This is a genomic window from Paenibacillus sp. 10L310 (assembly GCF_056395745.1).
Genome location: NZ_JBFTKC010000005.1, coordinates 199,482 through 223,732, shown reverse-complemented (window position 1 = coordinate 223,732; position 24,251 = coordinate 199,482). Strand labels below are relative to the sequence as shown.

Below are 24,251 nucleotides of genomic sequence, written 5' to 3'. Positions count from 1 at the left end.
ATAACGTAGAATGTATATTGATTTTATCGTAAGACGAACAAATGTTCAATGTCTAAATTACATAATAAAGTAAATATAGTACGTAATTACGTGAATAAAAGATGAAGGAATAATGAAAATAACGAGGTAACATTCCGGTCGTGTACGATCGGCGTGCTCCTCGTTATTTTAGTTTTTATCATAAGTATCGAAGATTTCAGTAATTATATTAAGCACCATTAAAATGTGCTTAGGTTCATGGGTTCTTAATAGAGAAATGATCTTAGTAATATTGGAATCATCCTGCGAGAGATCTTCACGCTCCTTAACGTATGTAAACAGTTCAAATACCCCGACATCTAAAGCGGCAGCAATCCTTTCAAGATTTTTCAAAGATATATTTCGTTCTGCTCGTTCAATAAAACCAATGTAACTTGGATTAAACCCCGCATTTTCAGCTAATGCTTCTTGAGACAGATCTCTAGATTTTCTTAGATCTCTTATTCTCGCGCCCACTAATTCTAAAAGTTCGGACATATGAACACCTCTCTTTAATTAGAAGTGTAGAGAAAGAATCATCGTTAATTAATCGATAGATAATAAGTAATTTGTATTTAAAACTACTATGTAGTAATATTTGTTTGTATCTTGCCCGAAAGTTAAAAAAATTATGCAGAGTGTTCAAATGTAGTGTGGATTCTAAACTAAAATATTGAGGAGTTGATTACCTTGAATCACGCTTACTCCTACACGAATCGGCAGAATGATGAATTTGAATATCAACGACTTTCCCAGTATCACATCAAACTTGCTGCAATTATGCGTAATCACAATCAGTTCAAAGCCTGCCTCATTCTCTGCGATTGGGCTCTAGCCTCCATGATCAAGGCGCTATATATCTATAAGTATCACTCAGTACTTCCACCCAAGGAACTTACCATGAACGAAATCTTGCCACTAGTGCATACGGACACTGAACCCGGATTGGATATCGCTTTGTTCATCGGTACGATGCAACATATATCATCCCTAGCAGATTACCCACATGACCAGCCAATAGAACTGGACAACATTGAAAAGCTTCTTCAACGAACAGAAGAGATATTGGACGAGTTAGCCACTCGATTGGAGGATGATTCATCAGAGTAAGATGTTTTTTTAATTGATCATTTGGGTTAAATGTTTGATTTATCTATGTTACGCTTACAAGATGACATCATCCAAATAAAGGATATATGATGCAGAGATTACAAAGGATGCTCTTTGCTTTGCATCTGGAAAGTAGGTGTACATATTGAAAAGAGTAATTGCTATCGCGTTTTTCATATTATCTATATTGGAATTGGTTACTCTAATCCTAATTGGTAAAAGCATGATGATTGGGTATATGGAACCGAGTACGTTTAGCGGGATAATTTCATTCCCACTAGGCGCTACGTACCTCTCGATCTGGATGTTCTTTTCACGGCAAGAGTTTACCGGAGGACGAGTCGCGGCACAGATCAGTTTTACAGCGGCATTGTTGACGTTGTGCCCGTTAGTGTGTTTGTTGATCATTTTCTATTAGATAAAGAGATTAAGAAGATTTCCTTTGAATTAGGACCTATGAAGTACGTTGTTGGAAATATTGTTATGGTGAGAAAGGAAAAATCAGGATGTTAGAATTATGTATATACATCAAGCTTCTGCTAACATGGTAAAATCCTATTTCAAACGCGGAGAATGATATGAGTACAATTAAAGTAACACCGGAGGAGCTACTGCATGTATCTAAACAGATTGAGCAGGGCAGGCAGCAGTTGGAAGGAATACGTAATGACCTGACCGCACGGATCGGATTCATCCAATCTCAGTGGGCGGGAGCGACGCAAGAACGGTTTTTCTATGATTTTCAGCAGTCACGTCCTGTACTGGATCGAGCACTGGAAAGTATGGTGAAGTCCTCTGAGGATCTAATGGGGATTGCCGAGAGATTCGACCAAGCAGATCAGGAACAAGTGAGCTTGGGAGCCGTTGCTGGACAGATTGTTGCCCATACAATGATGAACCATAATACAGGTAACCCAGAAGAGCAACGACGAATGGTATATAATCCTTTGTTTGCAGTTAACATGCCTGCCAGTGAAGCGGAGGATGGGATGCCAGGGCAAAAAGAGTTTGTTAAGTATTGGGGAAATGGTGGCAGTTATGAAGAAATGAGAGCTGGACCGAAGCAACAGGAGTCTAGTGGTGGGGATATATATGATGAACAGATCAGCGCATTTAAGGAAGGTCATCATCCCATAACTGGAGAATCCACACCTGCATGGCAAGCAGCAGTTTCTATAGGAGGTTTACAGACTGCTAAGCTCGTGTTGGCTTTTACAGGAACGTATAATAAGGGTTATAAGGTTCCGAAAGAGGGATTAAGATTACCGAAAGACAGAAAAGTAACGCCTAGTCACCTTCAAACCAAAATATTGCACGATAACCCAATGGTCAGCAAAACGAACAAAGGATTAGAAGTGGAGTATACTAACCAAGCTGGAAACAAAATCGTTTGGGTAGAGCACAATCCCAAAAATATTACCAATGCTATAGAAGCTGCAAAACATAGCCGAGACACAGGGAAAGCTGTTGAAGGAAAAGTTGGTGAATTTGTAGATCGGCATGTCGGGGTAACTGGATTTGGGGTGGAAATTAAAAATGCAGAAAATAAATTAAGAGTTACGGATTTGGATGTTGTAACGAACTCACAAATTATTGAAGTGAAAAAGTCAGCGGGAGCAGTGAAAACAGACCAAATAGATAGATTAGTGGATATGAATAATAAAGAATTTTTCAATTACAAGAAGAAGGAAGTTATTTTATATATAGACGCGCCACTAGAAAATACGGGTCGTATTGCATCTGAGAAAATCGATTATATTGAGAGCAAGGGTGTCAAAGTGGTTAACTCGTTAGAAGAATTAAGGGAGGTACTGAAGTAATGGCATCTGCTTTTGTTTTAGTAGAAGAAAATAGTAATATTCCCATTGAGCGTTTGATCCAGGATATACAAGAAGCTTGTCTGGATGCAAAGTTAACTTTAGTTTTTGGAATTGAAGATACAGATTCAGAACAGAACATGAAACATTGCTCCTTGGGAATAACCTTTTCAGACCAAGAAGAGTTGGGCCATAGTGAGCAAAAGAATAACATCAGAGTCGATGTATATGATGAACCTGTTCAATATCAATATAGAGAATTGGAATGGAGAGATGATGGGAGAGTATATTTTAACACGCTGATTTTAGATGAAGTTTATCAAAATGAAGAGGTTACTCTAATCTTTCTATATCATTTTCTTATGAGACAGCCACAGATGGTTATATGGATCGAAGAAGACTGGATATATACCTTATCTGATCTGGAGAAAATTCTGAAAACTACAATTCATTCCGAATGGTGTTATGTTAATCCCGATTCGATTTGAGTATTATGAGACATAAAATCAACAGCCCATGATTCGTACTCTCAAGTGAGGTGGGCATCGTGTCAAAAAGTATTTATCTAAAAAGCAAGAAAGAGGTGCTTGCACCGGAACTTATGGCGTATACCTTGGCCAAATTAGGTTCGTATGAATGGAATAGAACAGAGATGTATAATCCGAATCGGATATATGAGAATCCTGCGGGTTTTTATTTTAGATTCCACGACGCTGATCGGCTTTACGAGCAATTAAAGCATTGTATTCAGCACTTTAAGGGCAACCTTGAGTGGACGATCTATGTAAGTCCTTTAACCAAAAATCAAAATTATGTCATTGAGCCAGCGGATGTGCATCATGCTAAACAAACTGAGGTATATCAGGTGAATTTGGAACTTGAGGAAGTGCTTCAAGATTCATATAAAGAAATCTGTGAGCAAGCGATTCAAGATATCCCATTGTTATGTAACCATATTGAGCAATGGTTCGACTTGAAACATAAACAACTATACCCACCTACAATACCGAATTAAAAACATTAGGATAGAATTATATGATGTAAGAAGGTTTGGCTATGGAACGCTTGGAAATGATTTTAATTGAGTTTAGCAAAAACAGCCTAGATCGATTCATTAAGAATGATTTGAACATTCAGGTGGATCGGATCAAAAGTTCTCACTTTTATGATAACCATAGTGAAAGCGATATTGAATTTCAGCAAATAGAGAGCTTCAAAGAGATTCTTTCTCCTAAGGGGACGGGGAATATATTATTGTCTCAGCTTAACCTGGGTCATACCTTTAACGACGTGATGATTGTATTTTCATTTGATGAGGAATCTGGAGATATCGTTATGAATTTTCCTGAAGAGGAATTGTTCAGTGGAGAAAATCCAGAGACGATGTTAAAAGCTCAGAGGTTAATAGAGTATATTCTTGATATTAAGAAGAAGTATGCAATTGAGAAAGTTAGAATCGGTTATGAACCAGCTATGGATGATGACACTTGCTTGGTCGAGATTGATAAAGAAATGATGGATACGAATGCTATTGTTGCGAAACTTTTGGGGTAGAATCCTTCTGACTCCAGAGCGGGAGTCGAACAATCGGACATACGTATAATCGAGAGCCCGCTTTAACTCGAATATGAGTAGTCATGGGTTGTTTTTATCTCATCATTCCATCCCAACTACTTTACAAAATCAACCCATCGCTCTTCATGGCAAATGGTATAATGGCAAAAAGGGAGATTCTGGCGCAAAGCTGGAAAACCTCCACAGCAGAAAGGATGTTATACCACATGCCTACATACAACAAATTGGTGCGGGACAAGATCCCGCATATTATCACATCCAGCGGTAAGGAATTACGGACGCGTATTCTTGACCGGGAGGAATATAAGCAAGAATTAAGAACGAAGCTGAGTGAAGAGTCTGAAGAATACATGAGTGCAGCGAGTGATCAGGAAGCTTTGGAAGAACTAGCTGATATGCTGGAGGTCATCCGGGCGCTGGCGGAGGTGCATGGAGCGAATGCGGCGCAATTGGATAAGCTACGGGCGGACAAGGCTGAGGCACACGGTGGATTCCAGGAGAGAGTGTATCTGATCGATGTCGACGAAGCTTAACGTTAAACTCATTACAGATAACTTGGCAGACGAACACATTTCCCGGATGCAGCATGCATCCGGGATTTATATTATGACGTCCTTTATAATGCAGTCTGGTGTAAAGTTGCTTGCTCCGCATTTGAAACGGGCCAGAACGTGGAGCCGAGGTGCGAATGCTCGCAGGAGATTATCTGTACATAACACAGCCAGAAGGATTGCGGGCGCTGTGTAAGGTTGATCCACGAATCGAGACACGGCTGTGGCGAAGTATGGGCACTTCTTTTCACCCGAAAGCGTATCTGTTCGATCATGACAACGGGGAAGGACTGCTGATTGTCGGCTCGTCTAACTTTTCGTTCACGGCGCTCAAGACGGGGTATGAATGGAATCTGGCGATGAATGCGGAAGCGGAGCCGTATACGTTCCAGATGGCTTTGGACAAATTCATGCAGAGCTTCTACCACGAGACAACCTTGCCGGTGAACCCGGATTCGATTGCGCTGTATGAGGAAGAGTACCGCAAATATCACCAGAAGAACCCGGAGATGATCCAGCGGATCATGGAGATGGAAGAAGCAGAGTTCGGGACGGGGCTACCTGAGGACAAAGAGGAAGAAGCCGCCGAGCTGTCGCTTGCCCCGATTCAGCCGCGCTTTGCGCAGTTGGATGCGCTCGAAGCACTCCATGGCACGATGGAGGAACAGTACGACAAAGCGATGGTCGTCATGGCGACCGGGCTTGGTAAAACATATCTGGCGGGTTTCTTCGCGGAGCGGTTCAAGCGAGTGTTGTTTGTGGCGCATCGGGAAGAGATTTTGTTCCAGGCGAAGAAGTCTTTTCAACGGATCATGCCCGAGCGCAGTCATGGGATATATAACGGACAGTATAAGGATGGAACCGCGGATTGTGTGTATGCTTCGATCTTTACGCTGAGTATGCAGAAGCACCGGGATGGGTTTGCGGTGGATGCCTTTGATCTGATCGTGGTGGATGAGTTCCATCATGCGGCGGCGAAGACGTACATGTTGGTGATTGAGCATTTTCAGCCTAAGTTCCTTCTGGGCATCACGGCTACCCCGGATCGGCTGGATGGCAAGGATGTGTATGCGCTCTGTGACGGGAATGTGGCGTACCAGATGCATTTTATTGAAGCGATCCGGCGAGGTTGGCTGGCGCCATTTCAATATTACGGAGTATTCGACGATACGGACTATTCGCAGATCCGTTGGATCGGGACGAAGTATGATGAAGAACAGCTCATGGCTGTTCAGTTGCAAGAGGAGCATGTGGAAACGATCTATGCGGCCTGGCTGCGGCACAAGCAGACGAGAACGATTGGCTTTTGCTCCTCGATCCGGCAGGCGGACTATTTGGCTGCGTATTTTCGCAGTCAGGGGGTGAAGGTGCTCAGTCTACATTCGCGCACATCGGAGATGTCGCGGGAGGAAGCGATCCGGCAGCTTGATGAGGGTGAGCTGGAGGTTATACTGACGGTGGATCTGTTCAATGAGGGGACAGATATTCCGCGTGTGGATACGCTGTTGTTCGTGCGTCCAACCGAGTCGCTTACGGTATTCACCCAGCAGGTGGGGCGTGGTCTAAGGCTGGCAGAGGGCAAATCGCATTGTGTCATTATCGACCTGATCGGGAATTACCGCAATGCGGATGTGAAGCTGAGTCTGTTGGATGTGCGTGGAGACGAGGAACGAAGCGGGAAAGCGATGGATTCGGGTGTGCCTGAAGTTCCAGCCAATTGTGGAATTCATCTGGAGACCCGGGTGGTTAATCTACTCCAAGAGCTAAGCCGCAAACGGCTGCCACGCCGCGAGAAGCTGCATCAGGATTTTCTGGATGTGAAGCGAGAACTGGGGCGTATTCCGACGTATCTGGAGCTACACCTGATGGGGCGTTCGAAGAGTATCGGGTATCGGAGCGAATTCGGTTCCTATGTTGGATTTCTCTATTGGGCGGAGCTGCTGTCCCCGACTGAGGGAGAGGTGTACGTCCGCCATGAGGCGTGGCTACGTGATGTGGAGAAGACACTCATGAACAAAAGCTACAAAATGATCGTGCTGCTGTACATGCTGGAGCGAGATGAAGTCCACTGGATGGACCCAATCACGCCGGGGGAGATAGCAAGGTTCTTCCATACGTACCTGACGGAGAAGGAGTACCGGAAACGGAAGGACTTTTCGGACAAAGGTAAACTTGCGCTATGGGAATGGAATGAGAAGACGACAACGGAGATTGAGAAGTTGATAATTGAAATGCCCATGTCCAAGTGGAGTGGGGCGAAGGGCAGCATGACGCGATTCGAAGATGGCGTGTTCTCACTGAATGTGCAGGTGAAGGATGCCGAGGAACAGGCGGTGTTATATCGCTGGACGAAGGAGATTTGTCAGTATCGTTTGCATGCGTATTTTGAGCGGGGACAATAGAATAATGCAAGAAAAGGTACTTTGAATAAAATCACATTTAACATTATTAAAGAATATGCAAACGGTGTACGAGTTGGTAATATACCGAACCACAAAAATAAAGTAAAGAGAAGTGGAGAGGGCCAAGCATGGTTCCCTAAGGAGTGGACATCGGAAGATATCAAAAAGTCAGGTGAGCATATAGCAAATCTGCCTGAGAATAGAGTTAAAGGTGATGGCGAATGGATGTTTGGAAACTATAACGATGTTAGAGTGGGAGTGATCAAGAACGATGGACAGATCGGAACGATTACTCCAGATAACTCAAGACAACCGTGAGGAGAGCGAACCATGGTAGACTACAGTGAAAAAGTTATCTCATTAGAAAAGAAGAGAAAAGATTTACATCCCGACGATCCAGCTATTCAAACGATATGGAATGAGATGGTAGACATTCTAAAAGAGAATGAGCAGAGTGCCATATCATTTCTAAATCAATGTGTAGAAAAAGATTTATATTGGCTCAGTGAGATATTTGAAGATCTATCTTCTGAATTCCAAAGTCGAGCATTTATAGATTGTCTTCTTCAATTGCAAAAGAAGTATCCTGATCTGGATATGGAGCAGGATATAGAATATGCGATTCAATCCATTGAGGAATAATAAAAAAATAAGCCTATTTCAACTCCTATACGGAGTAGTCATGGGCTATTTTTATATCCTCAATCCAATCGACTACTTTACAAAATCAACCGATCCCTTCAGTTGAAAGTATCCAAGCCGTGAAATCTATAATTTTGTTCCTGAAGTTGCAGATCTTTATTTATTCTATCGCATTTCAGCATAATCATATGACATCTGGTTACGGGCTACCGCCGCTTCGCAGGCGCTTCTTCCAAGTTTTTTTTAACTTTCCTACGACCATACTTCTGACATAGATGATAATTTACAGAATTTCATGATGAATTACACAGCTTAGTGTGTACAATAAAAAACATTATTGGTAATATTATGTACATATTTGCGCTTTAAATTCTTGCTGTTCGAATTTTCCGGATTATGAGATAACAACATTTTGTAGTGGGAGGTTTTTTTATGAGAAGGACTTTTGTATTCATTCTGACTTCAATGTTGTTACTTGTGGCATGCTCAAACTCAGGTCATAATGAACTTCAAAGTTGGGCATTTGATGTCGTAACTTGGGAGAATGGGATTTACAAGGTGACAACTGAAACTGTTACTACAACTGATGTGGAAATCGAAATTGGAACAATTAAAAAATACTCTACAAATGAAAGTAATAAATTACCGAATCTGTTCTCCAACAAGTATAAAAAAGGGACAAAATTATTTAAAGTAAAAAATGTAGAGACAGACGATTATATTGCAGTAAAAGATAATGAGACTTACTATAGAGCAGTAAAGATGGATGGAATGAATACAGCGGCCAATTAAGGCCGCTGTATTCATTCCATCATTTTAATGTGTAGATTCCTCTATAAGTGTCAATTCAGAGATGATCTTAAGACTTTGTAAATTTATAAGCTGCTCATTAGTTCCCACTTTAAAAATACTCACATCCTCATTGATTGGAATATACTCATTGTCGCCAATTTTCTTTAAATAGAGAATTACACTATCATTTTCAACAAGAGGAGTTGTTCCATGATATTTGACTACAACATTTTTATCTTCACCACCCATTTGATAGAGTGTGACTTTTTGGTTGAGTAAAGCAGAATCACCCTTTAGAACTTTTTGGATGTTTATTTCGGACTTTTGCTTATAATCATAAAAATTCTCACCCGTTACAACTGTACCGTTTTGGGCTGTTACTTTTGCCTTTTTGATGGGGCGTTCGAAGAGTATCGGGTACCGGAGCGAATTTGGTTCGTATGTTGGGTTTCTCTATTGGGCGGAGCTGCTGTCCCATGCTGAGGGAGAGGTGTACGTCCGGCATGAGGCGTGGCTGCGTGATGTGGAGAAGACTCATGAACAAAAGCTACAAAATGATCGTGCTGCTATACATGCTGGAGCGAGGCGAAGCCCACTGGATGGACTCGATCACGCCGGGGGAGATGGCAAGGTTCTTCCATACGTACCTGACGGAGAAGGAATATCGGAAACGGAAAGACTTTTCAGACAAGGAAAAGCTTGCGATCTGGGAATGGAATGAGAAGACGGCAACACGGATTGAGAAACTGATTATCGACATGCCGATGTCAATGTGGAGCGGGGCGAAGGGTAGCATGACACGATTCGAGGATGGCGTGTTCTCGCTGAATGTGCAGGTGAAGGATGCGCAGGAAAAGGCGCTACTGTATCGTTGGACGAAGGAGATTTGTCAGTATCGTTTGCATGCGTATTTTGAACGAGGGAACTCAAGTTGAACAAAAAAACCAGACTACATACCGTTTTGTGGCATGTAGTCTGGTTTCTATTTTCCATTTCTTGTTTTCCATAACGTATAGATACACAGGGCAACGAGTAAAAACGCAGGGATAATAACCGGTTGAACTGAATTACCTATCGGCATGGAGCTAGCAAGTGAAACGACGTAACTAATTAGTGTAACTCCAATAAATAATGCTGCATTGAAGATGAAAAAATGTTTTAAAGGTTTTTTCTGAAATTGATACATTACAAAAATGAATACAATCACGAATATAATGAGGAACGCAGATTCTGAGATCGTTGTCCATCTTCCGGTTTGGCTTATGGAATTAACATCATCCTTGGTTAAGATGCCTTCAGATAGCCATTTTTGGGATTGACTTAATCGGGTATTCTCTAAAAATAGATAGGCACTGTAACTTATAAGCATTAGGACAGCGTATATAAGTAAAAAGAGTGTTGGTAGCTTTTCACTTTTTGTTTTCATGTATGGTCACCTCTTTACTTAATAAAACTGACATCCCTATTTAAGGCTGTAGTACGGAAGGATATGCGTTCATAGTATCCGTATGAGTTCCAAAATCGAGATTGACTCCTAATGGAAGATCTCCTATAGATAATCCGAGTACAGCTCTCATTTTATACCTTGCATTGAAGGTAGCTGTAGATCCAGAAGAGGAATTATAGGTATAGATGTCTTCTAGAGCCGGAGAAAACATAGCTCCGAAGTTTGCTGTGGTTAGGCTGATTTTAGGTCCACTAACAGATGTTACTTTAAATGTACTTGTATTATAAGAGAAATTACCTGAAAGAGTAACGACCCACTCTTTTGTGAATTTGTCTCTTGAATCTTTTGCAATGTGATAGAATCTCTCCGAGACATTCTCTCCCCTGATGTTACTTAGAGCATTAACTTCTAAGCCTGATTCTTTTAAGTTGTCTAATGGAGTATGTTCTCTATATGATAAAAACCAGTTGTTTTCTATAATTATATTTTGTATTGTCCGATAATCTGCTGCTTCATAAGGTTCACTAGTAACTTCGATAAAACGATCTGTAACAACTGAACCTTCAAGATCCTTAACTGTAAAATCTTCGGTATTCTCAAATGCAGTATCTATAAAATTGGTAAATAGACTACTGATTTCAGAGTTCTCATTGCTTTCCTCAGTCACATTTGCAGAAGCTGAATTAATAGTAGTAGACGACAATACTAAGGTCAATGTTATCACTAAACTTAAAAATTTCTTCAATTAATCATCTCTCCCTAATATACCTTGAGTTGGTTTATTCGTGTTGGCCAACATTAATAACCTTAACATATAAAATTTCCATATGATACCTATTAAGTGGAATTTATATACATTAATACAAAAGGACCAGGAAAAAAGGATTGAATTTTTTAGTATACTTTCGTAACTGTGAATTTTAAATCGGAAGATTGTGTTTTTTAGTGGATAATCAAGCTATAGCAAGTATAGATAACTAGAATTAGAGCGAAGTGAAGGATTATACCAGAGGGACGCTACATTCAAGTGAACCGGTACGAAAGGACGTTGCGCAATACGGTAGGGGAGACATTTACTGCCCGAAATCTGCTTTTGAAACCATCCTAATACTAGGAAACGGGATTTAAAGGTCTTCCCCCACCCTTCACATAAACCATAATCGCTTCATACAAAAAACTCAAAAAATCCTCATCGCCAAACTGATCAAAATAACCCGCATAGCGACGATCCGTCGTATAGGCTTCTGCGATACATCTCAGAATCTCAATATCACAGACCATAAACTGCTCCAGACAACTCTTCCATTCTCCCACTAGCTCTTGCACCTCACCAGAAGCAGGGGACAGATCCTGATGCTTCGCCAATTCCCGAAATACTTGCTCCATATTGACCGAGAACTGCTGGTAGGCTTTTTCTTGTTCTTCCACAGACAGCTGGCTCACATTAGCTTCGAATTCCTGATATTTCTCGGTATCTCCATATATAAACTTCGCCTCGGATTCATATTGTTCTTGGATGGGCAGAATGGGAGAGTCGTCAAACAGATTAAGATGAGAGATATCCGTCCCATCTACATACTCATCCAATTGATGAATGATGGTTTCGAGCTTTTGTTTGCGTTGAACGAGTGTGCTGCGGTGCTCTCTTAGGATATCTTTTTGTTCTTCTTTGGAAAGTTGCATCATGGCCGCAATGTCTTTTAATGAGAAATTCATTTCTTTGAACAACAGAATCATCTGCAGATTCCCGAGTGCCTCTTGATCGTAATACCGATAGCCATTGTCTTCGACTTTGCTCGGTTTTAATAGATCTGTTTTATCATAATAATGTAATGCACGTTTGGTGATGCCAGTAATTTGAATAATATTTTTAACGGTGAAATAGGGTGTCTTCATTCCAAAAGTCCTTTGTTTCAGCAAGGATGACACTTGCCGGAGTAATGGTTGCTTGGGTAATCGGTGTACCTGTTTTGTTCAGATAATATTGAATTAAGTGATAACCGCAAGCATAGCCAGCCGCATAGGGCATACCTACGGGCGCAAAGTTTTGCATGATGGCAAGTTCATCGCCGTATAGATACGGATTAATTTGGTCAAAACCGGTGACATACAGCTGATCTTTTATCTTTGGTTTAATTACTTTATTCAAAGTCTCCATATCCGTTTTAGCTACCCAGGGGCCTAGCAACTCTTCTCCATACAGGGATGTCGCAAAGCTCTCGGCCAACCCCTCACTAACAACCATTTCCCCAAGCGTAATCTGTGGATTCCACTGAATATATTGATATCTCACATTATGATTGCATTCATGGGCTAACACGGATTGCATACGAGGTAGAGTATACCTATTGGGGATCAGGTTCGCAATAATATAACCCGGGATTCCACCATCTCCGCTGATGCCTTCGTTCATGGTGAGTGAAGGACTGTTCTTGTCGCCTAATAAAATCGTATATAGATATTCGGAGACCGATAGCTCAATCCCGTGATCTGTAAAGGTGTATAGACTCGTACAAACAGCTTCATGACACTGTTGCCAAAATGTTTCAGACGAGATCGCTGCTAACGATTCGTTAATCTCAGGTGTGATATCTGCGGGAGCGATATTCATAAAGTTATTCATCATGATCACATCGAAGCCGTGAGGCTCTTGAGAGCGAAACGGGATCTGTTGAATGTTCCATTTGTTCATGAATGGACTCATCATTCGCTCGCGGTATAACTCCACTTTCTCATCGGGTGTAGCCTGAATGATTTCCTCATAGATTTGATCTGAACGTAACGCGGTAATCTTCATCCTTAATCTCTCCTTCATGTAAGCTTGAGATCATTATCAAGTATGACCTAACGTAACAGTCAAGCGTTGATGTTAGGCTTCTGGTTCTCTGAATGATTCTTCATCTTCATTGCGAATATCAGGGCAGACAGGAGATAGATCAGGCTTAACAAGAGATAAGGGAGTTGCAGCGAGAATACACGATCAAATGTTGTTTCACTAACCCGCACCAATAATCCGCCGAGAAGCGTACCAATGGCACTGATCCCAAAGGACAAAAAGCGAAACACACTTCCGACCCGGCCAAGCATCTCATTAGGAACGGAACGTTGCAGGATGGAGGAACGGGTAACATTGTAGACAATAATGAAAAATGCAGCACAGAAGTACAGGCCGCCTACCATATACGCATTTGTAGAAAGACCCACCACACCGTAGATCATTCCCATGCACAAAATGGAGGAAATAATCAATTGTTTTGTACTCCATCTCTTACGCATATAAGCAACAGCCTGGCTCCCTACAATGCTGCCGATTGTTGCAATGGAGATGAGGATACCAAATGCAAAAGCATCCAACTGAAGCACATCTCGTACAAAGAAAATCTGAGTAGCCAGAATGATCGAATACATCAGCGTAACGGTGACAGACAGAATGGCTAATCCGCGGAGAAAACGATCATGATAGACATATTGAATACCGGACCACATCTCACGTTTCCAATTCTTCATCGGGCGAACTTCCTTCTTGGTTGTTTCCGTATCCCCTGGGTAGAAGTTTCCCTTCAAACTGATTAAAAAAAGCAGAGCAACTACAGCCGTTACGGCGTCTATGGCAAAAGGAAATACAATATGCAGGGTTATGATAAACCCTCCCAGAGCAACGCCCAGAATATCACTTGTGATTAACTGTCCGGCGGTGAACTGCCCATTCGCTTTCTCCAATTTACTTTGATCTACAAGTTGTGGGATTACCGTCTGCACCGTACTGTCGAATACAACTCGGCTCAGGCCAATCCCAAACATGAACAGAGCTAGAATCGGAATGCTCACCCATCCTCCCCAGATGCATAACGTCAGTCCAAGCAGAAGGATCATTCGCGTAAAGCCTGCCCCAATCAGCATATGTTTGCGTGAGTAACGGTCGATGAGGACACCTACAGGAAGACTGAATAGTAGCCAGGGTAAACGAAGTGCCGTCATGGTGACAGAAGCATACAGTGTATCGCTTGTAAGGGTTGATATGAGCCACGGAACCGCAGCGAGTGTAAGTCCATCACCCAAAAATGTAAGCGAAAATGCACCGAATAACTTGGTATAGTTCGACTTGATTTTCATCGTTCCCTCCATCAATAAGATGTTAAGCATAGCAACTTTGAGGTTGGAAAATAATGTGTTTTCACTTAAACCAAATTTAAGTTATTCTAAAATGGTTTTCAATCCTATTTTTACAACAAATAACTTCACAAAACGCTTACAAACTTTCAATTCTACCCTACCTTTTCCGCTACGAAGCTGAGATAATGGGAGAGGAATAAGGCATGAAACAGATGCGACAACCATGTTCACCAACAGTCTAAAAATAAAAGCTGCATATCCATAGGAGGATTATTAATGACGACACAACCATTGAATCTGATCCAATCCACGGAGGGCCAAGCGTTGCTTGCCCAAATGTATGGACAATCACAAGTAGAAGAACAGACTGCACGTTACACAAAGCTGAACGCAACGTTCGAAGAGTACTTCGGCCCGCAAGAGGGAAGCAAGTTGTTCAGCGCAGCAGGACGCAGCGAGATTGGCGGCAATCATACGGATCATAACCATGGTAAAGTGCTGGCGGGCAGCATCACACTGGATACACTTGCGGTGGCTGCGCCAACGGCAGAATCGGTTATTACTTTTTATTCGGAAGGCTACGACAAGAAATATGTAATCGATCTCACGGATCTCACGCCAAATACGGAAGACGATGGCACAACAGCATTGATTCGCGGTATGGCTGCGGGATTCGGAGAGTTTGGACACCAGGTTGGCGGCTTCCAAGCGTACATCTCCAGTAACGTATTCTCGGCATCAGGACTCAGTTCATCGGCGTCATTTGAGATGCTGATCTGTACGATTTTGAATCACTTCTATAATGATGGAGCACTGGATGTTGTGACCTTGGCCAAAATAGGTCAGTATGCGGAGAATCACTATTGGAACAAACCTTCCGGTCTGCTGGATCAGATGGCTTGTGCGTACGGCGGACTGATTGCCATTGATTTTGAGAATCCTGCACAGCCGGTTATCGAGCCTGTTCAATGGGATTTCCAACAGAACGGTTACTCATTGGTCATTGTGAATACAGGTGGTAACCACGCCGATCTGACGGAAGATTACGCTGCTGTGCCATATGAGATGAGAGCGGTTGCTCAGGCGCTGGGTAGTGAGTATGTTCGGGAAATTACAGCTGACGCAATCTACGCCAACCTCAAGAAGGTTCGTGAATCTGCTGGGGATCGTGCCGTGCTACGTGCGCTTCATTTCCTGGAGGAAAACAATCGTGTCGATGGTCAAGTTCAGGCGTTGCGGGATGGACGTTTTGCTGATTTCTTGAAACTGATTACGGCGTCCGGTAACTCATCATGGAAGTGGCTGCAGAATGTATATCAGAGTGGTGCTGTGAAGGAACAGGAGATTGGCATCGCGCTGGCACTGACCGAGAATTATCTGCAAAACCTGGGTGATGGCGCTTGTCGTATTCATGGTGGTGGATTCGCAGGGGTTATTCTGACGATCCTTCCGAACGAAAAAGTAGAAGAGTATATGTCCTGGATGCACGACATGCTGGAAACGCCGATTATCGTCGTTAATGTGCGTGCACAAGGCGCGGTATGCTTGAATGCATTGATCGCTAACGCGAGCTAAATAACACTCAGTTATATAGTTCTAACATGATTCTACGAAGTCCGGGCTATGCCCGGGCTTTTTGGGTTGTTCATTTTTTTTTAAATCCTCAAACTTTGAAGGTCTGTAATGTGTTATTTAAGTAGTGGCTATATCTCAATAATGTTCTCATGGGAGGAAGGATCAGATGATTACACCTACAGTGGCTGGGCAGGAAGAGGCTCAATTATACGAGGAGTTGCGGCGTGCGATCGATGAATTCGAAGAGGGCGAGCAGCGGCAAATAGTTCTGAGTCGGATGGTCAGACAGCTCAGGTTTGCCAAGTGGCGCAAAGATCGGATGCGCAAGGTTGATACATACTGCCAAAGGATCAAGCCCGCGACACTTTGGATCATATTAGCCACAGGCGCACTTGCACCAGTCTTGTTATTTAGCATGTTCATCTGGGTTTCGTTGTGGGTGGAATGAAGCTGTAAAGAAGAGGAAAAAGTGTGAAAGCCAGGCGCTGACTGTGGTGGTGTAAAGTGAATTACTGTGTCTGCTGCTCGTAATCCAATTGATGAATCAGGAGGGCTTCATATTTCACGTATCTGATTCGAGTGAGGAGCTAGCATTATGAGTGTATAGGCAGTGACGAGTGTAAAGATGTATATAGAGCGTCGCTGCCTGACAAAGTTATAAACCGTTACTTTCACATATTTATGCAAATTACTGAAATTATTCTGGTAACAACGTCCTATAACTTGTAATGTGTAAGATTTAATGCCTGAAATTTATAAAGACTTTGTGCTCATTTCTTATATGTCGTATACACGATTCACAGAAGATGGACTATAATGATTCTACTTCTTTGGAAAAAAGAGGATAAGGTTAGCTATGAAATCCCTACTATTACATATGAAAGAGCCATGTATCTGTACAAGGCCCTAAAGTTTTAAAAGTTAAAATTTCTTATAAACTACTTAAGAGGTTTGATGTCTTCGGGCACTGAGCCTGTTTTGACTTCATAAGTATCGTAATCTACCATTGAGAATATTTCTTGGGTCTTATTTCCTTTTACGTACCCTGTCAGTGACACCGTATGAGACAAGTCAGACGGAATGAACTTGTGGCCTGTAAATTGAACATCAATTCCATAGGTCTCTTTAAAATAAGCTTGGCTTGCAATCTCAGCTTTTTGTACAATTTCTTTTTGCTCGTTCGATATGCAACCGCAAAATACAGTGATACTTAAACAAATCATTATTAATAGGGTTAGAGGTGTGCGATATTTTTTATTGAGCACATCTACCACTCCTTGTTGGAACTTATTTGATTTTCTTGTCGAGTAACTCTTTCGGTACAACAGCTGTTTGAACTTCAAATGTATCATAATCAATTAGGATAGTGATTTCGGTTTCCTTATGATCTTTAACATGTCCACTCAAACTAATATTGTGGCTAAGATCTTTCGGCATAAATTTATGATCAATGAATTCCACTTCAGTATTATAGTGATTAATGAAGTATTGATGACCCACTTGAGTGGCTTCTTCAATAATCTTGTCTTGATTCGTTATAGAGTTACATCCTCCCAATATAAGGGATAATATTATAAGAGTAAAAGATACAAATTGAATATTTTTTAAAATAATCTTTAACCTCCTATATATGTTAACTTAGTAGATTATAATATACTTTAACTTTTTAGATCAGTAAACAGAGAAGAGTTTTTATGGATACCTATATAACTGATAAAACATATAAGGAAATTTCGGAACTGCCTTAACTTAATTTGTACGAAGGAGAGAAGATTTCGTAATCGCTGATCAGCAACGACTGATACAACAGGAACGGAAGATACGTACGATTCATGGAAGGTTGCAGTAGGATACAGTAATTGTCTCAATCTGCTCATAAGTAAATAGTTAGGTAGGAAGTAATCCTCCTACCTAACTATTTACTTTCCTTGGGTAAGCAGTGCTATAACTGATTAGTGTATATCAGTAGTATTCCTGTTCAATGTTTGAATTTTCTCTTGGATATACTGGTGGTAATCGCGGAAGCTGCTGATGTGATGCAAAGAATCGGAATTCTCAGACTGGATCTTAATTTTACCGTCCTGAGGCAGATTTTTCATCTCGGCAATGACGGATTTGGAACCTTGGATATCACCGGACATGTCCTGGATTCGCTGTAATAATGCCGGATGTCCTTCATGTTGGAGCATTTCGGCGAGCGGTCGCATTTCCTCCAACTTTTGGCTCGACCGTTCAAGTGTGGTCATCACTTTGTCTCCATCTGTACTTGCGCTAAGCGAGACCATTCGGTGAATATGGTCTTTCTCCATACGTTCAAGCGCCTCAAGATGGGAAGCTTCCAGTCGTTTGGGATCGCTCCAACTCTCCGAACGAACAGTGTCATTCTGTTGCTGGGATGTATTATTCGCAGTGCCATTGCCACAGCCCCATAACAGAGTTGAGCAGGTTAACACGGCTCCAACGGCGATGATACTTTTTAACCTCATGCTGTCACTCCTTCGATAATTTCCTGAAGGTAGTATGAGCAATAATATCCAAAATCATGCTTCATCTGTTCATTTCTTTCTCATAATTAACAAAGGCAAAGAACGAGCTAACTGTATGTATCATTGCAGTTTAGACGGATCTTACTTTTTTGGATTGCGGCTATCGATGAACCACCCCGGTCCTGTCACACTGATGACTTCCCGTGTGTCATAGTTATATGAAACGGTAATGTGCTCATCTTCATGACCCGTTACATGACCATACAGGTACAAGCGGGAGTGGATCGAAGGGTCGTCAATATCATGACTCGTGATGACAAAGTCTGCGTCGAAATAATCCTTAATGTATTGGATACTGACGGGTGTAGCTTTTTCAAGAATGTTTTGCTTATCTGATGTGGACAGGCTAGAACATCCTCCTATTGCAAGTGTAAAAACAAGTAAGAATATAGCCAAAAGTTTTGTTTTCATCAAGCTTTCATTCTCCTATTTGGTGATAAAATCTAACGACACTTTTATTCTAATTTTTCTGCTAGTACAATTGCAACGGAATGTAACGAGGTGAGAAGTTTTATGAATCTTTATACTAATAACATCTGGCGCTGGACCATCAATCTTCTGTATCCGGCCATTATATTTGTCTTCCAGAGCTGGGGGCCAATATTGGATTCATGGATTATGCCCATCTTGTTCGTCGCGGTGTTCTGCTTTCTATGGAGCGATGTGAAAGACTTGTTCCTCTCGACAGGATTGACATGGTTTATTGCCATCCCGTGTTGGTGGTATTGGATTGAACGTCCGAAACCATCGTTCGGTGCAGAACATTTTGCCGCACATCTATGGTTAATTGTACTTATGTATATTGTTTTTGTGCTCATTCCTCAGACCTTAATCCTGACTACTCGGTTGCGGGTGATGCATTATTATAAGAAGTGAAAGTTAGTTGAGAGAAGGCGGCCGTTGGCCGTTTTTTTAAATAAAATGAACGCATGGGAGAGAGTTCATTGTTAAGCAAAGATATAACAAGAAATAAAGAAAGAAGTTTCTTGTACATCATGATTTTCACCTTAATGTACGGTCTGACATTACTGATCTGGCCGTTGATCGCATTTGCCACTGTTATGGATCGTTGCATGGATGCTGGTAGATTACTTCGGTGCAGCACTATCTGACATACCATTTCTACAATAATTTATTGTTTATAAAGATTCAATTTTAAGGAGAGGTTAATCTATGCCCAAGACAAGCAACCGTAAACGGGTAGCGTACGTGTTGTTCTTTGTACTGGTCGCTCTGTTTTTGATACGCTCTTGTGGTCCGCAGGACATCGACACAATCTTAAGCGAAAAAGGTATTCCCCCAGAACAGGTAAAGCTAGTTACAACTATTGAACCGCGAACACAATTGGTTTTATATCAAGATCTCACTACGAATAACCTGACTCCTGCTTTGATCCAGCAAAAGATGTGGTTCTCCGAACTGGCCAGAATGGGCGGTGGTCTGCAGGATAATCCTTCCGAGCCGCTTACTTCTCATATATCAGGATACGAGGAGTCTAAAGGCAAAATGATCTATATTATATACGGGTATCTCCACGATGCTGACATTACTCAGGTGCATATTCGCTACGAACCAAATCTGGCATCTTCACGGTTAGAAGCGGATATCGTGAAATCGTCTTCCAATCAATCCAACGGCAGGTTGTGGTATGCGGTAATCCAGCAGCCGATTCACGAGATGATATGGGACATAAAAGGATTAAATGATGAAGGTCACATCATATACTCATCTCTCGATAGTGAGGATTAGGAAGCAGGCTGGCTTATGGAATGGAAACTTCGCTGTCATAGATCCGCATGACCCGAACTACAAACGAACTACCTCCATCTACACAAACACCCCTTATCCGGCTGCATACCGGACAAGGGGTATTTCGCGTTCTTGCTATACTTTCCGTTTATATTTCCCTGTATATGGGATGGTGAGATGGATTTTCAGATCTTTAATCGAGTCTTCGGTAAGCATCATCTTGCTCCCATTGTTTGATAACTTACGCCAGAGCTTTGGATTTTTGCGATACAGCTTCTCCTGAAGACCGTAAATATCCACACCACGCTCAAGGCCGTGACGATAGGTCTGCATGATCTGCTCCCGCAACTTCACTTCACTAATCTGGATCATCTTCTCATAAGAGGTGGGCACCAGGTATTCGTACAGGGCAGTGAGGTAGTGGGCATCAATGTTGAACGTAACGTCTTCACCCTGAATGACAGGTTTAATTTTGATCTTTGGTAATCCTACACTGAGCGCCCCGTAGATCGTTCCATCCTTCTGGACAAGTAGAGGGGCCCGCCGCATGTCTTTGATTAGCCAGTGATAACCGGGAAGCTGACTGCGTGGGAAATATTCAAAGTCATAGCCAGTCTTTTCGAAAAAGGCCCCTTCCACCAGAAACAAATCATGTTTTTTCTCATTCTCAGCCCACTGGGTATCGTTCAATGCAAGACTCGGCAGATACGTCGTGGTAGCGGGATCATTATGTGTTGCAATGAGCTTAAAACTAAGCACAGGCGGGTACAACGATTCTTCCATATAAGTGGGGAGCGGGTTGTGAAGAATGCTGTCCAGTGGCGACATATTATAGATGGACGTTGCACTCAGGATTTTCTCCAGAGGCTCTCGTGTTCCATACACCCAGGTTGTATAACGGGATTCTGGAAACCGTCCCAGCATGTCGAACACTTCTTTGATATGTTTGCTTGTCAGCACACCTTCGGCCATAACGATGGCTGTCACATGTCCCCAAGCCATGTGTAATTGAGCCGTACGGAACAGTTCGTTCAGCGCCAGACTCATGGTTTTCCCTTCGGCATGTCCGACCCATACAGGCGGTGTATCTGCACTTTTGGTTGAACTTTCACTTTTGGCGACACTGGCAAAATCCAGCGTTTGCACATACAGGTGATACATGCCGTCCTTATAATCAATCCCAAATGCTTTGGCGTAGTCTACCTGTTGAATCTCAAAGGCACTCCAGCACCCACTCGTCATCACGCACATCGATAGGCTTAACAAACCCAGCAAACATCGCTGTAACAAACGTTTCATCGTTCGTTCCCTTTCTTGCGGGGCTCCTGGGTCTCGAGATAGACGGGTCTTCGTTTACCTAACCCCTTTGGCAGTTTGAATAATGAAGCTATCGCTTGTTTGAAATGAAGCGGTGTTAACGGCGTGAGATATGGAATACCAAATGATTTGAGATCGGTCAGGTAGATGAGGAACATAATCAACGACAGGATGAACCCATAGATGCCGAGGGATGCCCCCAGGACAAAACAAAGGAACCGCAGGATCAGCACAGAACTGGTCATGACCTGATTCACAATGGTTGCTCCAGCTACGACGGTAACTGCGATGATGACAATCATGAGGGGAGAGACCATGCCGGCTCGAATGGCGGAATCTCCGATAATCAGACCTCCAACGACAGTTAGTGTCTGGCCGATGGCACTTGGCAAACGCACCCCTGCCTCACGGAACAGCTCCATCAGCAGCATAATGAGAAACATCTCCATTCCCGATTCCATCGGAAGTCCCATGCGTCCAACCGAGATCGTCGCGACTAGAGGAAAGGGGATCTGATCCATATGAAAGGATGTCAGCGCAATATAAAAGCCAGGCAGGAACACGGTGATCATCAGGCCAAGAAAGCGCAGCATCCGTCCTACGTTCACAGGCAAGAAGGGAAAGCTGGCATCCTCCGGGGATTTGAGCAAAAGAAACAGATTGACTGGCCCAATAATGGCGCTGGGATTGCCGTCTACAATGAGGATAAAACGTCCATTCAGGAGACATTCTGCAGCAAAGTCAGGCCTGCCCGTATAATGGGTGACGGGAAACAAAGTAATCTTCGAAGGCGACAGCAATTCTTCCAGTTCATTGGCGGTCAAGATGCGTTCGGTCTCAATCTTACGCAACCGATCCTGGACGTCTTCGATTAGCTCCGGATTGGCGATATTCTTGATATACATCAATGCCACCTTGGTTGCAGAACGTGTACCGATCAGTTCGATATTGCAGGTCAGTTGGTTCGTACGCAGACGGGTGCGTATCAAGGCAACATTGACGGCAAGGGGTTCAATGAACCCATCTCTTGCCCCGCGGATCGAAACTTCGGTGGTCGATTCCTCCGGTGTTCGAGTAGGGATGTTAGATATATCAATACTCCACATGGTTTGCAGGGAAGGAATACAGATCAACATATGACCTTCAAAAACACGGAGAGACATCAGTTCGGTGCCATATGCCGGGTCTTGCAGATCCATTCGGGTCCAATCCAGGCTGATGCACTTTTCAATGTCGGATGTACGGATAAAGTGTGTATTTTCATATGTTCGTTTGAGTTCCGGGAGAATAATATCGTAGATCGCTTCACTATCTACCATACCGCTGCAATAGGTCATAAGGAGTTGCATCGGAGGTTCTCCGATCATATGACTATTGATGATGACATCATCAGATCCGGCAAAAAAGGTGTTCAGGTTATGCTCGTTCATTCGGAACGGTTCAACGTCACGATTATTTTTGGGCTGGGTTGAGATCGGCATGATCGGGAGCCTCCTTGTCTTTTTTATGGATTAATGCAGCAATCGTTAATATCACCGTAACGGCGGAGACATAGGCGAGCATGACCGGGAACTGAATATGGTCCACATAATAGTCGACGTAATCAATGCGCCACCATTGCATCGCCATGAAGCTCATAATGACGGTAATGGTAAGAATGGCGATATATCGTTTCTTCGGTCTGCGGAAATTCAGCAGATCCACGATGAGATACATGGATATGGCAACCCTTGCGAAGGAACCACTAAGCCACTGATAGATGGATAGAAAATCAACGTGTTGCAACAGTTTTCCAATATTCACAAGTTTCCATTGCTCATAGGGACTGTTTCGTTGTTTGGCTGCTTCTTCAGGACCGAATTCCACGATGGCCCCGATGGTTGGTCCGATCGCCATACTGAGCATAAACACGCCGAGGATCAAAACATACCACCAACGAATTTTGCCTTTGACTTCATGTTGGAATAACATGAGAATCCAGATTTCCATAAGCCCGGCAAGGGAGTAGATCATGCCCCGCCACACGGGACCCATGCCGTTCTCCATAATCGGGAACAATAGACTGTAGTCTTTGTATTTCATATTGGCGGACATTACAAAATAACCTAGCAAAATTACAAAGGGCAGCAGCAGACTGGAAGTCATCGCAATGGAGCGTATGCCTTTAGCCGCTGCCCACGCAGCAACCAGTGCTCCGCCACCTGCCAGAACATAGGGAGGTGTGAATTGAAGATACGTGGATACGGTCCAGTTGGTTGTCTCATACAACGTATGTGTGCCAAGCGTGAACAGCAGAATGGAAGCGGAGATTCGGAAGATCCAGGAAGGGACCGCCCCGAATTCTCGCGTAATCCAATCTGTTAATCGCTGTCCACGTACTCGCCGAATGATGATATACATCATGCATAGAAACAACATGAAAAAAGGGCCAGCCGCCACGACAGACAACCATCCGTCTCTGCCGCCAGCTTCGAGTATTGCTGGGATAGACAAGACATGGCAGACCAGTCCGGCACTTAATAAAATGATGGAAAAGGATAACCAGATGGTAATTTGACCTTTTTCACGACTCATGCGAATCCTCCTTTCCAATGAAG

Annotated in this window: 28 protein-coding genes and 1 pseudogene; 15 read left to right on the top strand and 14 right to left on the bottom strand. The window is 42.8% G+C overall.

Features of this window, described 5'->3' with window-relative positions:
- Positions 1-168: 168 nt before the first annotated feature.
- A complete protein-coding gene (locus tag AC1DE7_RS14750) occupies positions 169-516 on the bottom strand; it encodes a helix-turn-helix domain-containing protein (protein ID WP_477534680.1) in 348 nt (115 codons plus the stop codon).
- 192 nt (positions 517-708) lie between these two features.
- Here AC1DE7_RS14750 and AC1DE7_RS14745 point away from each other — a divergent pair, with 192 nt between their 5' ends.
- From AC1DE7_RS14745 to AC1DE7_RS14700, 10 genes and pseudogenes are all read left to right on the top strand, one after another.
- The gene (locus AC1DE7_RS14745) at positions 709-1,128 is read left to right on the top strand and encodes a HEPN domain-containing protein (RefSeq protein ID WP_477534679.1); all 420 of its coding nucleotides are present in this window, start codon (positions 709-711) and stop codon (positions 1,126-1,128) included.
- 578 nt (positions 1,129-1,706) lie between these two features.
- Positions 1,707-2,948: a WXG100 family type VII secretion target gene (locus AC1DE7_RS14740; RefSeq protein ID WP_477534678.1), complete on the top strand. Its 1,242-nt coding sequence runs from the start codon at positions 1,707-1,709 to the stop codon at positions 2,946-2,948.
- Positions 2,948-3,433 (top strand): hypothetical protein, encoded by a 486-nt coding sequence (locus tag AC1DE7_RS14735; protein WP_315370777.1) that lies wholly within the window; start codon positions 2,948-2,950, stop codon positions 3,431-3,433. The genes AC1DE7_RS14740 and AC1DE7_RS14735 overlap by 1 nt, the downstream gene beginning before the upstream one ends.
- Before the next feature lie 59 nt (positions 3,434-3,492).
- Positions 3,493-3,960: a hypothetical protein gene (locus tag AC1DE7_RS14730; protein ID WP_477534677.1), complete on the top strand. Its 468-nt coding sequence runs from the start codon at positions 3,493-3,495 to the stop codon at positions 3,958-3,960.
- A 41-nt stretch (positions 3,961-4,001) separates the two neighbouring features.
- Entirely contained in the window at positions 4,002-4,499 is a 498-nt protein-coding gene (locus AC1DE7_RS14725; RefSeq protein ID WP_477534676.1) for a hypothetical protein, read from the top strand.
- A gap of 227 nt (positions 4,500-4,726) precedes the next feature.
- A complete protein-coding gene (locus tag AC1DE7_RS14720; protein ID WP_340983358.1) occupies positions 4,727-5,053 on the top strand; it encodes a nucleoside triphosphate pyrophosphohydrolase in 327 nt (108 codons plus the stop codon).
- Positions 5,037-7,473 (top strand): annotated as a pseudogene (locus AC1DE7_RS14715) (DEAD/DEAH box helicase family protein). The gene AC1DE7_RS14720 and the pseudogene AC1DE7_RS14715 overlap by 17 nt, the downstream one beginning before the upstream one ends.
- Positions 7,474-7,494: 21 nt before the next feature.
- Positions 7,495-7,791 carry an EndoU domain-containing protein gene (locus tag AC1DE7_RS14710; RefSeq protein ID WP_405158623.1) on the top strand — a complete coding sequence of 99 codons (297 nt, stop codon included), beginning with the start codon at positions 7,495-7,497 and terminating at the stop codon, positions 7,789-7,791.
- A gap of 12 nt (positions 7,792-7,803) precedes the next feature.
- Positions 7,804-8,115 (top strand): hypothetical protein, encoded by a 312-nt coding sequence (locus AC1DE7_RS14705; protein WP_076253414.1) that lies wholly within the window; start codon positions 7,804-7,806, stop codon positions 8,113-8,115.
- A 432-nt stretch (positions 8,116-8,547) separates the two neighbouring features.
- A complete protein-coding gene (locus AC1DE7_RS14700) occupies positions 8,548-8,907 on the top strand; it encodes a hypothetical protein (RefSeq protein ID WP_017690437.1) in 360 nt (119 codons plus the stop codon).
- A gap of 24 nt (positions 8,908-8,931) precedes the next feature.
- Here AC1DE7_RS14700 and AC1DE7_RS14695 read toward each other — a convergent pair whose 3' ends face one another.
- The gene (locus tag AC1DE7_RS14695; protein ID WP_076253412.1) at positions 8,932-9,156 is read right to left on the bottom strand and encodes a hypothetical protein; all 225 of its coding nucleotides are present in this window, start codon (positions 9,154-9,156) and stop codon (positions 8,932-8,934) included.
- A gap of 287 nt (positions 9,157-9,443) precedes the next feature.
- Here AC1DE7_RS14695 and AC1DE7_RS14690 point away from each other — a divergent pair, with 287 nt between their 5' ends.
- Positions 9,444-9,842 carry a hypothetical protein gene (locus AC1DE7_RS14690; RefSeq protein ID WP_405158624.1) on the top strand — a complete coding sequence of 133 codons (399 nt, stop codon included), beginning with the start codon at positions 9,444-9,446 and terminating at the stop codon, positions 9,840-9,842.
- 47 nt (positions 9,843-9,889) lie between these two features.
- Here the strand turns inward: AC1DE7_RS14690 and AC1DE7_RS14685 are convergent, their stop codons facing one another.
- The 5 genes from AC1DE7_RS14685 to AC1DE7_RS14665 form a co-directional block, all read right to left on the bottom strand.
- Complete coding sequence (locus tag AC1DE7_RS14685; protein ID WP_076253410.1) at positions 9,890-10,333, bottom strand: hypothetical protein; 444 nt, start codon at positions 10,331-10,333, stop codon at positions 9,890-9,892.
- A gap of 40 nt (positions 10,334-10,373) precedes the next feature.
- On the bottom strand, positions 10,374-11,099 hold the full coding sequence (locus tag AC1DE7_RS14680) for a hypothetical protein (protein ID WP_477534675.1): 726 nt from the start codon (positions 11,097-11,099) through the stop codon (positions 10,374-10,376).
- Between the two features lie 365 nt (positions 11,100-11,464).
- Positions 11,465-12,250 carry a MerR family transcriptional regulator gene (locus tag AC1DE7_RS14675; protein WP_127547345.1) on the bottom strand — a complete coding sequence of 262 codons (786 nt, stop codon included), beginning with the start codon at positions 12,248-12,250 and terminating at the stop codon, positions 11,465-11,467.
- Positions 12,225-13,151 carry a DUF2268 domain-containing putative Zn-dependent protease gene (locus AC1DE7_RS14670; RefSeq protein WP_127547343.1) on the bottom strand — a complete coding sequence of 309 codons (927 nt, stop codon included), beginning with the start codon at positions 13,149-13,151 and terminating at the stop codon, positions 12,225-12,227. Before AC1DE7_RS14670 ends, AC1DE7_RS14675 begins: the two co-directional genes overlap by 26 nt.
- A 59-nt stretch (positions 13,152-13,210) precedes the next feature.
- Positions 13,211-14,467, bottom strand: a complete 1,257-nt coding sequence (locus AC1DE7_RS14665) for an MFS transporter (RefSeq protein WP_164783224.1) — start codon at positions 14,465-14,467, stop codon at positions 13,211-13,213.
- A gap of 276 nt (positions 14,468-14,743) precedes the next feature.
- Between AC1DE7_RS14665 and AC1DE7_RS14660 the strand changes: the two genes are divergently transcribed.
- Complete coding sequence (locus tag AC1DE7_RS14660) at positions 14,744-16,042, top strand: galactokinase (RefSeq protein ID WP_477534674.1); 1,299 nt, start codon at positions 14,744-14,746, stop codon at positions 16,040-16,042.
- A 166-nt stretch (positions 16,043-16,208) separates the two neighbouring features.
- Entirely contained in the window at positions 16,209-16,490 is a 282-nt protein-coding gene (locus AC1DE7_RS14655) for a hypothetical protein (RefSeq protein WP_036672575.1), read from the top strand.
- A gap of 490 nt (positions 16,491-16,980) precedes the next feature.
- Here the strand turns inward: AC1DE7_RS14655 and AC1DE7_RS14650 are convergent, their stop codons facing one another.
- The 4 genes from AC1DE7_RS14650 to AC1DE7_RS14635 form a co-directional block, all read right to left on the bottom strand.
- On the bottom strand, positions 16,981-17,307 hold the full coding sequence (locus AC1DE7_RS14650; protein WP_477534673.1) for a DUF1433 domain-containing protein: 327 nt from the start codon (positions 17,305-17,307) through the stop codon (positions 16,981-16,983).
- A 22-nt stretch (positions 17,308-17,329) separates the two neighbouring features.
- Entirely contained in the window at positions 17,330-17,479 is a 150-nt protein-coding gene (locus AC1DE7_RS14645) for a hypothetical protein (RefSeq protein ID WP_308599590.1), read from the bottom strand.
- Positions 17,480-17,994: 515 nt separating this feature from the next.
- Complete coding sequence (locus AC1DE7_RS14640; protein WP_477534672.1) at positions 17,995-18,528, bottom strand: hypothetical protein; 534 nt, start codon at positions 18,526-18,528, stop codon at positions 17,995-17,997.
- 141 nt (positions 18,529-18,669) lie between these two features.
- Complete coding sequence (locus AC1DE7_RS14635) at positions 18,670-18,999, bottom strand: hypothetical protein (protein WP_255319786.1); 330 nt, start codon at positions 18,997-18,999, stop codon at positions 18,670-18,672.
- Positions 19,000-19,101: 102 nt separating this feature from the next.
- On the opposite strand from AC1DE7_RS14635, the gene AC1DE7_RS14630 reads away from it, so the two are divergent.
- The gene (locus tag AC1DE7_RS14630; RefSeq protein WP_076253400.1) at positions 19,102-19,464 is read left to right on the top strand and encodes a hypothetical protein; all 363 of its coding nucleotides are present in this window, start codon (positions 19,102-19,104) and stop codon (positions 19,462-19,464) included.
- 297 nt (positions 19,465-19,761) lie between these two features.
- Positions 19,762-20,337 (top strand): hypothetical protein, encoded by a 576-nt coding sequence (locus AC1DE7_RS14625; RefSeq protein ID WP_127547333.1) that lies wholly within the window; start codon positions 19,762-19,764, stop codon positions 20,335-20,337.
- Between the two features lie 135 nt (positions 20,338-20,472).
- On the opposite strand, the gene AC1DE7_RS14620 is transcribed toward AC1DE7_RS14625, so the two are convergent.
- From AC1DE7_RS14620 to AC1DE7_RS14610, 3 genes are read right to left on the bottom strand one after another with little or no spacing between them, the layout of a single operon-like run.
- Complete coding sequence (locus tag AC1DE7_RS14620; protein ID WP_477534671.1) at positions 20,473-21,636, bottom strand: Ger(x)C family spore germination protein; 1,164 nt, start codon at positions 21,634-21,636, stop codon at positions 20,473-20,475.
- Positions 21,633-23,135 carry a spore germination protein gene (locus AC1DE7_RS14615; protein WP_477534670.1) on the bottom strand — a complete coding sequence of 501 codons (1,503 nt, stop codon included), beginning with the start codon at positions 23,133-23,135 and terminating at the stop codon, positions 21,633-21,635. Before AC1DE7_RS14615 ends, AC1DE7_RS14620 begins: the two co-directional genes overlap by 4 nt.
- Positions 23,107-24,228 (bottom strand): GerAB/ArcD/ProY family transporter, encoded by a 1,122-nt coding sequence (locus tag AC1DE7_RS14610; RefSeq protein WP_477534669.1) that lies wholly within the window; start codon positions 24,226-24,228, stop codon positions 23,107-23,109. Before AC1DE7_RS14610 ends, AC1DE7_RS14615 begins: the two co-directional genes overlap by 29 nt.
- Positions 24,229-24,251: the final 23 nt, after the last annotated feature.